The organism is Aquimarina litoralis (genome assembly GCF_039523995.1).
GTDB lineage: Bacteria > Bacteroidota > Bacteroidia > Flavobacteriales > Flavobacteriaceae > Aquimarina > Aquimarina litoralis.
In genome coordinates, this window is the sequence record NZ_BAAAGE010000003.1 from 636,352 (window position 1) to 649,620 (window position 13,269).

Genomic DNA, 13,269 nt, shown 5'->3' on the forward strand with positions numbered 1-13,269 from the left:
AGTTATCTATTTAAAACTTCTTTTTTACTCCAGAGTATAGCATCCTCTAGATTTCTAAAATTGTAAAAAGGTTTTTTTGCAAAATGTTTCTCGATTTCTGTAGATATTTCATTCACCTCATTATAGATTACTACACCATATCCTTTAAAGTTTTCCATATAGGTAAAAGGGCAATCTAAATAATCAGTAGGAATAATAGAGTGCGAATGAATTCTGTTAGAGATATAGGTAAACGGTTTCCTATCACCATAATGCTTTTGTATGGTAGGCATTAAATCCTGAAGCTTACTTAGTGTAATAGTAACCCCTTCGTTAATTTCTGCAATGATGTATTCTTCATAAAAGTAATATGTCCCTAATGTGTGGTTGAATTTTTCTATTAAAAGATCTTTGGATTGAGTTTTCATGACTTTATTTTCTTGTTAGTCATACATCTGTCGAAAGATATTGAGTTTAATTACTTGTTAGTCAGTATTTTGTGATGTTTTTAAGGATTTCAAACATTATAGTTGTTTTACATTGAGAAAACTTTAAGGAGGCTAATCAGATGGTATTCTTGACTACTATAGCAAAAGAAAATACTTTAGTATTGCTTAATTACTATCAATTAATGGTTGGATGAGTGTTTCTTTCCATTGCAATGCATCATTTAGGTTGTCAAAGATGGCTGTCTCGTTATCAAGGAAAGATTGCTCTAATGTTGCTATTTTAGTGTTGATGGAATTATATGTTACGACACCGTACCCAATAAAATTAGGAAAGAGTTTGGAAGATTTAAAATGACCAGTAGGTACAAAAGAAAAAGAATTCTTTCTATTAGATATGTATACAAAAGGAATCGTAGTTCCGTAATAGGATCGTAATAGATCAAATAGAGCTGAACAATTTTCAAAAGTTAGTGTTACTCCTTCTTTTATTTCTGAAATAATATGGTTTTTATAAAAATAAAATATACCAATATCAAGTTCATGCTTATGAATAAGCTTTCTGTTAAAATCGTAAGTCATGTTCTAGAGTGTAGTTTCCAATTACACAAGAAAGATACTTTATTGTTAATAAATATGCAATTTATTTAAATGATTAATAATTTTAGATGGTTCTTGATACAGATTTTCTAAATAGCAAGGTGCTGGGGAAAAATTATTTTTTAGCTATAAGTTGATCGCTCCAATGTACTGCATCTTTTAAATTGTCAAAAACTTTAGTGGGTACCTCTAGAAAGGACTGTTCTAGAGTTGCAATTTTTGTATTAATAGCGTCGTAGGTTACTACTGCATACCCTTTTACATATGGGAGATATTTTTTAGCTTCAAAATGAACAGTGGGTTGCAGAGAGTATGAATGTATTCTATTGGAGATATAGACAAAAGGATTATCGAATGAGTAATACTTTTTTGTAAATTCATCAGATATCTTTAGAACAATATCTAATTCAATTTTAGTTCCTTCGTCGATTTCTGAAATCATAAAGTTGTCGTAGTAGTAAAAAACTCCAACTCCATTGACTATATGTTTTTGTAGCAGTCTATCTTTTAGTGAGTTGTGCATGGTGATTTAAATCAAATGAAAGACTAAATATACAATACAAGACGCTAAAAACTTATTTTTAATTGATTGTGTTTTATGTTTCTAATCATGAAATAAAAAAAGCGGATCCTAAGATCCGCTTGTTTACTACTCAATTACCCCATATCAAGTAGTTAGTTACAGTTATGAAAACTAACTGGTGTAAAAGTAATAGCTATCGGCGATTTACTATATACGTAAAAACCCCCGTTTTTAATTTTGAGTATTAAAAGTGATATAAATTAAAAGTGATGAACTCTAAAAATAGCATTAAATTTGACCTCTTTTTATGGGTTTATGGAGTGATGGGAATGAAATTTAAAAAAAGAGAAAAAAAACATAATAGTATTATTGGTGGTTCGGTAAATAATTCGTTAATTTGCACCCTGTTTTGAAATAATACCAAAATTACGAAGAGATGTCAAGAGTTTGCGAGCTTACAGGTAAAAAAGCAATGGTGGGAAATAATGTTTCTCACGCAATGAATAAAACAAAACGTAAATTCAACGCGAATTTAATTAAGAAGCGTTTTTATATTCCTGAAGAAGATAGATGGGTAACACTTAAAGTGTCTACTGCAGCTTTGAAAAATATAAATAAGAACGGTATTGCTGCTGTTTTAAAAGAAGCAAGAGCTAAAGGTTTCTTAACAAAATAAATCAGCTTTTAAAAAAATATTACAATGGCAAAGAAAGGTAATAGAGTTCAGGTAATCTTAGAATGTACAGAGCATAAAGCTTCTGGTCAGCCAGGTACTTCAAGGTATATTACAACAAAAAATAAAAAGAACACTCCTGATAGAATGGAAATAAAGAAATTTAATCCAATTCTTAAGAGAATGACTGTTCATAAAGAAATAAAATAATAACATGGCAAAGAAATCAGTAGCATCGTTACAGACAGGATCTAAGAGATTAACCAAAGCTATTAAGATGGTTAAATCTCCAAAAACAGGAGCTTATACTTTTGTAGAGTCAATTATGGCACCTGATGCAGTAAATGACTTTTTCAAGAAAAAGTAATTTGTAAGAAAATATTTTAAAAAGAAGCCGTTTCAATTTTATTGGAATGGCTCTTTCTTTTTATATTTATAGAAGTTTGTGGTATAGTTATATTTTTTAATTTATAGTATTCTGAATACAACACATGAGTTTGTTTAAAAAAATATTCTCTTCAGAGAAAAAAGAAACCCTAGATAAAGGGTTAGAAAAATCTAAAACTAGTTTTTTTTCTAAATTAAGTAAAGCTGTAGCTGGGAAGTCTAAAGTAGATGATGATGTCTTAGATAATTTAGAAGAAGTTTTGGTTACTAGCGATGTTGGTGTAAAAACGACTATTAAAGTAATCGAAAGAATTGAAAACAGAGTTGCTAAAGATAAATATTTAGGAACAGAAGAATTAAATAAAATTCTTAGAGAGGAAATTGCAGGCTTGCTTTCTGAAACAAATTCGGGAGAAGCATCGGATTTTGAAATACCGGATGTTAAAAAGCCGTATGTGTTAATGGTGGTAGGAGTTAATGGTGTGGGAAAAACCACCACCATTGGTAAACTTGCCTATCAGTTTAATAAAAAAGGATTAAAAGTGGTTTTAGGTGCTGCGGATACCTTTAGAGCTGCAGCTATCGATCAGTTACAGGTATGGGCAGATCGAGTAAATGTTCCAATTGTAAAGCAAGATATGGGAAGTGATCCAGCGTCTGTTGCATTTGATACATTGCAGTCTGGAGTAAATCAGGATGCAGATGTTATCATTATTGATACAGCAGGTCGATTGCATAATAAAATAAACCTGATGAACGAGCTGACCAAAGTAAAGCGTGTGATGCAAAAGGTGGTTGGTGATGCACCGCATGACGTATTGCTAGTTTTAGATGGTTCAACAGGGCAAAATGCTTTTGAACAGGCAAAACAATTTACTGCTGCCACCGAAGTTACTTCATTGGCTGTTACTAAACTAGATGGTACTGCTAAGGGTGGTGTAGTAATCGGTATTAGTGATCAGTTTCAGATCCCTGTAAAATATATTGGGGTAGGAGAAGGAATAGAAGATCTACAAGTATTTAATAAGTATGAATTTGTAGATTCTTTCTTTAAGTAGGACAGATTTACTTGTTACAAAATAGTTAAAAGGGACATTGTTATAGATTACAATGTCCCTTTTTGTTATTTTGAGATGATATTTCCGTAAACACACAAACTCATGATGTATAGAATAATAAGTCTTCTTATCACAATTTCTCTTTTTTCTTCTTGTAAAAAAGAAACTACTCCAGAAGTAATTACTAAACAACCTAGGTTAACATGGCAACCTTATGATGAATCTGAAGATATAAAGGCAACGCTTGATTTAGAACAGTCACGTATGCATCTAAAACTGGTTAACTCCAAAGTATTAGATAAAAACCAGATTTGGAGGCCGTTAGAATCGGAATTGGATTATTTTTCTGAAGAAGATTATAATGCTTTAAAACCTCTTATTTTAGAGAAGGATATTCCTTCTTTACAAACAAGTATAAAACAAGGAAAGCTTACTTATGAGAAATTAGTGCTTTTTTACTTGTACCGAATTAGAAAATATGAAAGTGATAATCAGCTTTCTCTCAATGGTATTATTGCACTTAATCCTTTGGTCGTTGAGCAAGCAAGAGAATTAGATAAAATGGATACATCTAATATAGATATTCACTCTGTTTATGGTATACCCATTTTGCTTAAAGATAATATCAATGCCAAAGGTATGCCTACAACAGCAGGTGCTGTTGCTTTACAAAACAATAATGCTGAAAACGCTTTTATTGCTAATCGTTTGTTAGAAAAAAAAGCTTTGTTACTGGGTAAGGCAAATCTAAGTGAGTGGGCGTATTTTTTCTGTTCTGGTTGTCCAGTAGGATATAGTGCAATTGGCGGGCAAACAATGAATCCATATGGAAGAATGATTTTTGAATCAGGTGGTTCCAGTTCGGGAAGTGGGGTTACAGTTGCGGCTAATTTTTGTGTAGCAGCTATTGGAACAGAGACTAGTGGTTCTATATTATCGCCATCGAGTCAAAACTCGGTAGTAGGATTAAAGCCTACGATTGGAGTTTTTAGTAGAAGTGGAATTGTGCCTATTTCCAGTACATTAGATACTCCAGGTCCAATGACAAAATCAGTGATTGATAATGTGATTTTATACAATGCACTCGTAGGTAAGGATACTACAGATAGTGCTTCTATTCAGGCAAAAACGGTTTCCTTGCCAAAAATTACAAATACCAACTTAGCAGGAAAAAAAATTGGTGTTTTGAAATCCTATCTTACAGATTCCCTCTATACTAGAGCAGTAGAAAAAATTAAAAATTCAGGAGCAGAAATAGTTGAGTTAGAACCTGAGAACACACCACTTCCTGGTTTCTTAACGATTTTAAATATCGACATGAAACATGATCTACCACAATATATAGCTAAGTATGCAAGCGATAATATTGCGACGAAAACTATCGAAGATATTATTGCATTTAATTTACAAGACTCATTGATAAGAATGCCATATGGTCAAGCATTGTTAGAGGGAATTGTGAGTGATAGTACTACAACGAAAGAGTTGAAAACGATCAAGGAGAATTTACAAAGTGTTTCTAGAAGTTATTTCGATACACATATAGATACTCATAATTTGGATGCAATTTTATCTATAAATAATTATCATGCAGGATATGCTGCTGTGGCCAAATATCCTGCTATAACGGTTCCGATGGGATATACTGATAAAGGAGAACCTAAGAGTTTAACTTTTATTGCAAAGTCATTTTCTGAACATAAACTGTTAGCATTGGCATTTGCGTATGAACAAATTTCCAAAGAACGTCGGGCACCAATAAAGTATAATTAATTAATCAGTTTATTAATTTTAATCCATAAATCATTATCAAAACTAGAAGGACCTAATAGTGTTTCTCCTGTATCATCTCCCATACGAACGATTACAAGATTCTGACTAGGTACTACATATAGTTTTTGATCGTCTTTGCCTAAACCAGCAAAAAGATCATCTGGAGCATCTGGCATAAGCTCTCCCGGAAATTCGGTTTCGAATGAAGGTGCTCGAAAACTTGTTTTTCCGTTGAGCCACCATAGGTATCCGTATGAAGGGTTAAGATTTTGAGAACTACTGGTCATTTCTGTAAAATAAGCTAGATCTGTAAGAATAGGAGTGTTTTCCCAAGTTCCTTTATTTAAGTTTAATAAGCCAAAACGAGCCATGCTTCTGGCTGTGCTGTAATAAACATTAGCATACCCAAGACTTAACCATGTGCCATTCATTCCTATGTTGTTTTTGATTTTAGTGTCAAAATAGTCCGTGTATTCAATTCCTGTGGCTCCTGTAATAATATCCGATAATAGGGTATAAGCAGCATTATGATAGTACCAAAAGGACCCAGCTTCATTTAGATATGTTAAACAGTTAGGATCGGTACAATTTTGATTGGCTACATTATAGTCTAAACCAGTAGTCATGGTCAGGTGGTTCTTTACACTGATATTATTTTCTTGATCAGATGTAATTGTTGCCCATTGATCACCCAAGTAGGTATTAGACGATTGTTCTATGTTTAATAATCCTTCTTGCTGTGCTAATCCTATCATAAATGATGTCAGGGTTTTTCCAGCAGAGTACCAAGGGTTATTATCTGTAGCTGTGGCACCATTAAAATACTGTTCTATTACTATCTTACCATCTTTTAGAATAATAAAAGCCTTTGTGTTTTTTTCTTCAAGGAAATTGTAAAGATCCATTTCAGCATCGGAATTCCAGCCAAGATCTGATATGGATACCGTTTCCCATTCTTCAGAATCAATAGGTGGGAAATATAAAGAACCTTGATCTGGATTAGGATCTGGATTTTCAATGAACATTTCTTCCGAATCACTTGAACAAGAAAAAATACAAGAAAATGCCAGAAAAAGGATAGGGGATATCTTTTTCTTCATAGCGTATTTTGGTTATATATGTAGATTTAGACGCTACAATATACAAAAGGTTTAAATTATTTATTGTTTTCAGAAGAGAGTTGTTGCAATTATATACTAAACTTTAGTTATTCATTGTATCTTTGCACACCTTTAATAGAACCGGTTAGATTGATTCAAACGATATGAGAACAAAGACTTTAAAGAAGAATAAGATCAATGTAGTGACATTAGGTTGTAGTAAGAATGTGTATGATAGCGAAGTTCTTATGGGACAGCTTAAGGCAAACAACAAAGAAGTTGTTCATGAAGAAGAAGGAAATGTAGTAGTGATCAATACATGTGGTTTTATTGCCAATGCAAAAGAAGAATCTGTAAATACTATTTTAGAGTATGTACAGAAAAAAGATCAAGGTATTGTAGATAAAGTTTTTGTTACCGGTTGTTTATCGGAAAGATATAAGCCTGATTTAGAAGAAGAGATTCCTGATGTAGATCAGTATTTTGGTACTACTGAACTTCCTGGGTTATTAAAAGCCTTGGGAGCGGATTATAAGCATGAATTAATTGGGGAGAGATTGACAACAACGCCTAAAAATTATGCTTATTTAAAAATAGCAGAAGGATGCGATCGTCCTTGTTCTTTTTGTGCAATTCCTTTAATGAGAGGTAAGCACAAATCCACTCCTATAGAGGAATTAGTAACCGAAGCAGAAAAACTTGCGGCCGATGGTGTAAAAGAACTAGTCCTAATAGCACAAGATCTAACATATTATGGATTAGATCTTTATAAAGAAAGGAGATTAGCAGATTTACTACGCGCTTTAGTCAACGTAGATGGTATAGAATGGATTCGATTACATTATGCATTTCCAACAGGTTTTCCAATGGAAGTTTTGGAAGTAATGAGAGAAGAACCTAAAATATGTAATTATATTGATATTCCGTTACAGCATATTGCAGATCCAATTCTGAAATCTATGCGAAGAGGCACTACCAAAGCGAAAACGACTAAATTACTTAAAGAGTTTAGAGCAGCGGTACCTGAGATGGCTATCAGAACGACTTTAATTGTAGGATATCCAGGAGAAACACAAGAAGATTTCGAAACGTTGCGAGATTGGGTAAAAGAAATGCGTTTTGAACGACTAGGTTGTTTTACGTATTCTCATGAAGAAAATACACATGCATATAACTTGGAAGATGATGTTCCTGAAGAAGTAAAAATGGATCGTGCTAATGAAATTATGGAGATTCAATCTCAAATTTCCTGGGAGCTTAATCAGGAAAAAATAGGACAAGAGTTTAAAGTAGTTATCGATAGAAAAGAAGGGAAGTATTTTGTTGGTAGAACAGAATTTGATTCTCCAGATGTAGATAACGAAGTATTAATAGATGCTTCTAAGTTTTATCTAAAAACAGGGGAATATACGACTGTTAAGATATATGATGCTGAGGATTTTGATTTGTATGGAGAAGTGGTAGTTTAGTTATCTACTATTGGTTTGTAGTCTCCATCAAATATAACTTTCCAGGTTTTACCTTTGTCCTTACTTTGACTCCATATTTGTCGAACTGTTTTGTCTTCATTTTGTTGCCAAGTTATTTTATTAGATAGGGTGTTATTTTTTTGTAAGTTGATTGTGTTTTCTAAAATCATCTTACCATCGTTTAGATTTCCAATAATATGAAGTGTTAGTCCGGAATTATCTACCCAAAATTGCTCCCATTGATTTGTTCTAGGGTTATATTTATTTAAACTGGTTCCCTTAAACTTGGATGTTGTAGCATGATAGGTTTCTTTGATAACCTTGTTATCAATAATTGCTTCTATTTTACTTTTTCCTACTATTGTGTCAGTATTGTGCTTGTATACATTCCATTCTCCAATCCAAAAATTGAACTCAGCGTACTTATGATCGATACTGTTCTGAGAAGAAATTAGCGAAAATGATAATAGGAAGAATATAGAAATTATTTGTTTTAACATTTCCAAGAGCTTTTGAGGAGTGTGATTTAAAGATAAAAAAAATCGAGGATAATTTCTATCCTCGATTCTGTTGCGTAAATGCTCTTTAATATTTTCTTGGCTAATTCAAATCTAAAGAGAACTTTATGTCTTTATTTTATTAAGGGACAAAGTTTTATAATAAACGCTTTATTTTCAATTTAATTTTATTTCGAGCGCAAAAGTATTTAAAAAAGAGACATAAATTGTTGAATTTCAGCTTACAGGAAGAGTTTCAGTGTTCGTAACAAAAAATTAAAGTCGATTTTTCGCAATCTATTGATTATCAGTGGTAAAATATCCGCAATAAAGTGTTGAAAATGTTGATATCGGTATATTGTTTTTGGCTTTTTGTTAGAATAAGTTCAATACAGCTTTTACTTTAAAAAAATGCATAATTAACAATTTGATAATATTTGGACGTCATTTTTATATGATCATTATTTCTTTTCTAATTCCATGTTGAATTTATTATTTGCCTAAAATGACTTAGCTAAGAATAGAACCCCTTTGTCTTATAAACAAAATAAGGCTTACAACTAAATGTAAACCTCGTTTCGAATTAATGTATAATCATCACAAGATTATATGGTTTCGAATAGTTCTTGTATTGGTTTTCGAACTTTCTTACTATGTTGGGTCATATCTTCTTCAGAACGATATCCTATGGTGGCAATTACGGCAGCAGATAACCCCTTCTCCGATAGATTTAGAATATTATCATATCCTTCTGGACTAAAACCTTCCATAGGACAAGCATCGATTTTTAACTCTGCACAAGCTACCAATAAATTACCAAGACCTATATAAGTTTGCTTAGCTGTCCAAGCTTTCATTATCTCATCAGGTAATTCGGTGATTTTTGATTTCATAAAGTCTCCATAATCCTTTAGATCCTCTAGGTTTAAATTCTGGATATCTGCTTTTAGTTTTAAATAATCATCGATTACTTGGTTATCTACATTTGTATAATTACAAAAAACAATAAGTTGAGAAGCGTCCACAATTTGTGATTGCCCCCAAGATTCTGGTTGTAATTTTTTTCGAATTTCTGGATCTTCTATGATCAATACCTTATAAGCTTGTAATCCGTAAGAGGAGGCAGCTAAAGAAATTGTTTTTTTGATATTTTCTAAGTCTGATTTTGAAACTTTTTTTTCGGGATCAAACTTTTTGGTGGCATATCGCCATTCTAGATTTTGTATTAGTTGCATAACTTTATAATTTAGTGTGTGATTGGTACTTCCATTACTAATATTTTAGAAGCACTTTTAGATTCAATTTTAATTTCATTCGTATCCCATATACCTAATCCATCTCTTCGTTCCAATTCCTGTTTTTCTATCGTAATGTTACCTTCAAGAACAAAAATATAAACCCCATTTTTATTATTTTTCAATGTGTAATTTTCGGTATGGTCTTCGTTAAATTGACCTAAATGAAACCAAGCATTTTGATGTATCCATACACCATCATCATCATCATTTGGAGACAAGATTTGGTATAAATTGTCTTTTATATCCTCATTATTTAGGGTAATTTGGTCGTATCTTGGAGTTACATTTCTTTGGTTAGGAGTAATCCAAATTTGTAAAAATTTCACTTCTTTATCGGAGTTCTTATTGTACTCACTATGAAATATCCCTGTTCCAGCACTCATGACTTGTATGTCTCCTTTTTTGATAACAGTAGTATTTCCCATGCTGTCTTTATGCTCTAAGGCTCCTTCTAAAGGAATAGATATGATCTCCATATTATCGTGTGGATGTTTTCCAAAACCCATTCCGGCAGATACTATATCATCATTAAGTACTCTTAACGCTCCAAAGCTCATCCTTTCTGGATTGTAGTAGTTTCCAAAGCTAAAAGAATGATGAGAGTTTAACCACCCTAAATTAGCTGTTCCTCTTGTTTCTGATTTATGCATGATCGTTTTCATAATATATCCTTTCATTTTATATTCTACACAAATTTCATCTTTTAAAGATGTAATTGGAATATAAGAATACGTAAGAACCTTGTAAAAATCCGATCTTATCTATTTTTTTTAAAAGTAGTCGGAGAGTGACCTGTGCATTTTTTAAAGAAATTACTAAAATTAGCAGGTTCGGTGAATCCTAATCCATAACCGATTTCCTTTGTAGAGTTTTCTGAAAAAGTTAAAAGCCGTTTTGCCTCAATAATAATTCTAGATTGTAAATATTCTTTAGCGGTTTTTCCGATTAGTGATTTTATAGTTCTATTAAGATGATCTGGAGTTACATGTAATGCTTCTGCATACTGTTGTACTTTATGCCACTTAGCAAACTGTTGTTCTACTAAATCTCTATAAGATGTTAAAATTAGTGATCCTGTTTGTAATTGCTGTGGGTCCTTGGGATGGGTACTACAAATATTGTTGCTATAGATTAAGAATAACTTTATCCATGCACCGATTGCGGCTAACCTAAATTTCGAATCAGAATTAAAGGTTTCAAAAATTTCTTGAGTATACTGGTTTAACTGGTTAAATTGGATTTTATTTAAGGAAAGGGGAGGAGTGTACCCATAATCTTGGAATAGATTAATGTCCTCTATGAATCGATAATCAATATTGTTTTTCACCAAAAATTGTCTGGAAAAAGTGATTACCCAACCAAATGATTTTTCTAGTTCAATCATTTGATGTACTTGTCCCGGACTTAGAAAAAATACTTGATGATTTTCTAATAAAAATTCATTAAAGTCGATAATATGGGTTCCTTTTGCTTTAAAAACTAATAAGATAATATAGAAATCATGTCTATGTGGTGAATCAACTAAACCATTTTTTAAATCATATATCTCCTCCATTCTTTTTATATCAAAAGTCATTTGATTATCCACGGTCTCGTTCAGTTGATATGTCTTAATAGAGTTCAAATATTTTAAATAAAAAGTTCAGTATTAATATACAGGTTTTACTGTTCTTTCGGTTTAGGTTTATAGGTTATTTAAGATAATTATAGTTTTTTAAGAATCTTTTCAAATTCTTACCGTCTATAAATAAAAAAGGGAAAGCTATTATGCTTTCCCTCATCGAAGTAATTATACTTCTATATTTTGGTTAATTCTATTATAAAAGAGAATCTTTTTAATTATTGGTTTCCACCTGTAATTTCTTCTCCATCTTCTCCATCAGTTGTTTCTTCTGTGTCAGTTGTAGTATCTTCGTTGAATACTGAGTCTTCAAAAGATTCGTTTTCACATGCAACAAAAATTGAAGCTAATACTAATAAAAATGCGATTTTTTTCATGTCTGTTTTGTTTTAATTTATTTTGAGGATATTTTTTGTTTTAGTTTCCTAAACCGTAGCTACTGTCTTCGTGTATATCGTTGATCTCTACGTCTTCATTTTCAGAAACTTCGATTTCAGTATCTGCATTGAACACTTCGTCTTCTACGGATGAGCTTTCACATGATGCTACTACTAAAGCTATCATAACTAGAAATGGGAATTTTTTAATCATTTTAATAAAAGTTTTTTATGTTTTGTGATATGTTGTTATCTGCTTTTTTAAAAACCGGGGCAAATGTATTCAAAAAACCTATTCGAAATCATAAAATTATCTTAACAGCCCTTTATTCATAGTGATTTCGATGAAAATCTAGTGTCTAGTTTTTAATAAAAACGAGGATAATTTTAAAATTCGTTATTGCTTTGAAATGAAATGATGAATTATGTGCAATTTTTTGATGTTTCTATTAAGAATCAGATAAAAATGAAAAACCTCTTTAATTAACAATTTGATAATATAGAGTCCTTAAAGGATGTTAATTTTGAATTATTGTTAGTTAAAAAACATTTTTAATGATAATTATTTAAAGTATTTAAGATTTTGTAAAACTCTAATTAGATAATTTATTCCCTTATTATTGAGTCGTTAATTAAGAGTTTTGATAAAATATTTCAATAGTAGATATGAATACACTGTATTTTATACCTTGTTTATCCAGAAAAACGTCAATCATTAGACTTTTTTATAAAAAAGTTGACTTTTAGAATATTGACATGACTATGTAGAAAGAGTAATATTGGCTTAAGAATTCACATGGATTTTTATGGCAAAACTTACATAGCCTTCTCCAAAATAGTGATCATTTTATTCCCAATACCAGCATTAAATGGATGAATACTGGATTTTAATAAGGTCAATGTATCATAGTAACCTCCATAAACTTTCATCTTAGCGTTTACATTAGCTCCTTTGTTGATTAAAAAGTCAGTAATCATCCGGAGGTTTTTTGGCGCTTTCTGCCTCCACATTTCTACACCATTACTAGCAGTATAGTGAAGTAAAGTAGCTTGATGTCCATAATTAGATCTTTTGGATATTATATGTGGATAAGCTTGTATCGTATGTTTAAGAGCATTAAAATCTCCATTGATGAGTTGATTTACCGCATTTTCAAAAATTACATCGTAACGAATATTTGATTGCTCAACTGTTTCCCAGTTCTTAAAACCGTATTCACTAGCAATAGTTCTTTTGCAATCATCAATAGTGAAATTGATTGTTTTTAAGTCTTCTATCGATATGCCTAAATATTTAGAATGATAATTGTTTATTTCTGTATAAATAATATTTTCTTGAGCTATAATACCTTCTAACATTCGATCAGCAATTTTAGACAAATGCCTTTTGATCAATGAATATTTATTGAACTCTAAAAGAAGCGAACCATAAAAGGATTCAATACTCATTATTTATATAGTTATCTGC

17 protein-coding genes are annotated in these 13,269 nt (G+C 31.5%); 6 read left to right on the forward strand and 11 right to left on the reverse strand.

Annotated features, from left to right (window positions below):
* Positions 1-2: 2 nt before the first annotated feature.
* The 3 genes from ABD077_RS17080 to ABD077_RS17090 all read right to left on the reverse strand — a co-directional run bounded on the left by ABD077_RS17080 (position 3) and on the right by ABD077_RS17090 (position 1,548).
* Positions 3-407, reverse strand: coding sequence for a hypothetical protein (locus ABD077_RS17080; protein ID WP_343913457.1), 405 nt, complete (start codon positions 405-407; stop codon positions 3-5).
* 186 nt (positions 408-593) lie between these two features.
* Positions 594-1,007 carry a hypothetical protein gene (locus tag ABD077_RS17085; RefSeq protein ID WP_343913458.1) on the reverse strand — a complete coding sequence of 138 codons (414 nt, stop codon included), beginning with the start codon at positions 1,005-1,007 and terminating at the stop codon, positions 594-596.
* 133 nt (positions 1,008-1,140) lie between these two features.
* Positions 1,141-1,548 (reverse strand): hypothetical protein, encoded by a 408-nt coding sequence (locus tag ABD077_RS17090; protein WP_343913459.1) that lies wholly within the window; start codon positions 1,546-1,548, stop codon positions 1,141-1,143.
* A gap of 436 nt (positions 1,549-1,984) precedes the next feature.
* On the opposite strand from ABD077_RS17090, the gene rpmB reads away from it, so the two are divergent.
* The 5 genes from rpmB to ABD077_RS17115 all read left to right on the forward strand — a co-directional run bounded on the left by rpmB (position 1,985) and on the right by ABD077_RS17115 (position 5,439).
* The gene (rpmB, locus tag ABD077_RS17095) at positions 1,985-2,224 is read left to right on the forward strand and encodes a 50S ribosomal protein L28 (RefSeq protein ID WP_118461811.1); all 240 of its coding nucleotides are present in this window, start codon (positions 1,985-1,987) and stop codon (positions 2,222-2,224) included.
* A gap of 24 nt (positions 2,225-2,248) precedes the next feature.
* The gene (rpmG, locus tag ABD077_RS17100; protein ID WP_069675060.1) at positions 2,249-2,431 is read left to right on the forward strand and encodes a 50S ribosomal protein L33; all 183 of its coding nucleotides are present in this window, start codon (positions 2,249-2,251) and stop codon (positions 2,429-2,431) included.
* A gap of 4 nt (positions 2,432-2,435) precedes the next feature.
* Positions 2,436-2,588, forward strand: a complete 153-nt coding sequence (locus ABD077_RS17105; RefSeq protein WP_219007908.1) for a DUF4295 domain-containing protein — start codon at positions 2,436-2,438, stop codon at positions 2,586-2,588.
* A 124-nt stretch (positions 2,589-2,712) separates the two neighbouring features.
* A complete protein-coding gene (gene ftsY, locus ABD077_RS17110; protein WP_343913462.1) occupies positions 2,713-3,666 on the forward strand; it encodes a signal recognition particle-docking protein FtsY in 954 nt (317 codons plus the stop codon).
* Positions 3,667-3,768: 102 nt separating this feature from the next.
* A complete protein-coding gene (locus tag ABD077_RS17115; protein ID WP_343913464.1) occupies positions 3,769-5,439 on the forward strand; it encodes an amidase family protein in 1,671 nt (556 codons plus the stop codon).
* Here the strand turns inward: ABD077_RS17115 and ABD077_RS17120 are convergent.
* On the reverse strand, positions 5,436-6,539 hold the full coding sequence (locus ABD077_RS17120) for a serine hydrolase domain-containing protein (protein ID WP_343913466.1): 1,104 nt from the start codon (positions 6,537-6,539) through the stop codon (positions 5,436-5,438). The two genes, ABD077_RS17115 and ABD077_RS17120, sit on opposite strands and share 4 nt — an antisense overlap.
* A gap of 164 nt (positions 6,540-6,703) precedes the next feature.
* On the opposite strand from ABD077_RS17120, the gene rimO reads away from it, so the two are divergent.
* The gene (gene rimO / locus ABD077_RS17125) at positions 6,704-8,008 is read left to right on the forward strand and encodes a 30S ribosomal protein S12 methylthiotransferase RimO (protein ID WP_343913467.1); all 1,305 of its coding nucleotides are present in this window, start codon (positions 6,704-6,706) and stop codon (positions 8,006-8,008) included.
* Here the strand turns inward: rimO and ABD077_RS17130 are convergent.
* The 7 genes from ABD077_RS17130 to ABD077_RS17160 all read right to left on the reverse strand — a co-directional run bounded on the left by ABD077_RS17130 (position 8,005) and on the right by ABD077_RS17160 (position 13,250).
* Entirely contained in the window at positions 8,005-8,508 is a 504-nt protein-coding gene (locus ABD077_RS17130) for a hypothetical protein (protein WP_343913468.1), read from the reverse strand. The two genes, rimO and ABD077_RS17130, sit on opposite strands and share 4 nt — an antisense overlap.
* Positions 8,509-9,110: 602 nt before the next feature.
* The gene (locus ABD077_RS17135) at positions 9,111-9,740 is read right to left on the reverse strand and encodes an NAD(P)H-dependent oxidoreductase (RefSeq protein WP_343913469.1); all 630 of its coding nucleotides are present in this window, start codon (positions 9,738-9,740) and stop codon (positions 9,111-9,113) included.
* Between the two features lie 11 nt (positions 9,741-9,751).
* The gene (locus tag ABD077_RS17140) at positions 9,752-10,465 is read right to left on the reverse strand and encodes a pirin family protein (protein ID WP_343913471.1); all 714 of its coding nucleotides are present in this window, start codon (positions 10,463-10,465) and stop codon (positions 9,752-9,754) included.
* A gap of 95 nt (positions 10,466-10,560) precedes the next feature.
* On the reverse strand, positions 10,561-11,427 hold the full coding sequence (locus ABD077_RS17145; protein WP_343913473.1) for a helix-turn-helix domain-containing protein: 867 nt from the start codon (positions 11,425-11,427) through the stop codon (positions 10,561-10,563).
* A gap of 215 nt (positions 11,428-11,642) precedes the next feature.
* Positions 11,643-11,801, reverse strand: coding sequence for a hypothetical protein (locus ABD077_RS17150; RefSeq protein WP_343913474.1), 159 nt, complete (start codon positions 11,799-11,801; stop codon positions 11,643-11,645).
* Between the two features lie 40 nt (positions 11,802-11,841).
* Positions 11,842-12,015, reverse strand: coding sequence for a hypothetical protein (locus ABD077_RS17155; RefSeq protein WP_343913476.1), 174 nt, complete (start codon positions 12,013-12,015; stop codon positions 11,842-11,844).
* 602 nt (positions 12,016-12,617) lie between these two features.
* Complete coding sequence (locus ABD077_RS17160) at positions 12,618-13,250, reverse strand: hypothetical protein (RefSeq protein WP_343913477.1); 633 nt, start codon at positions 13,248-13,250, stop codon at positions 12,618-12,620.
* Positions 13,251-13,269: the final 19 nt, after the last annotated feature.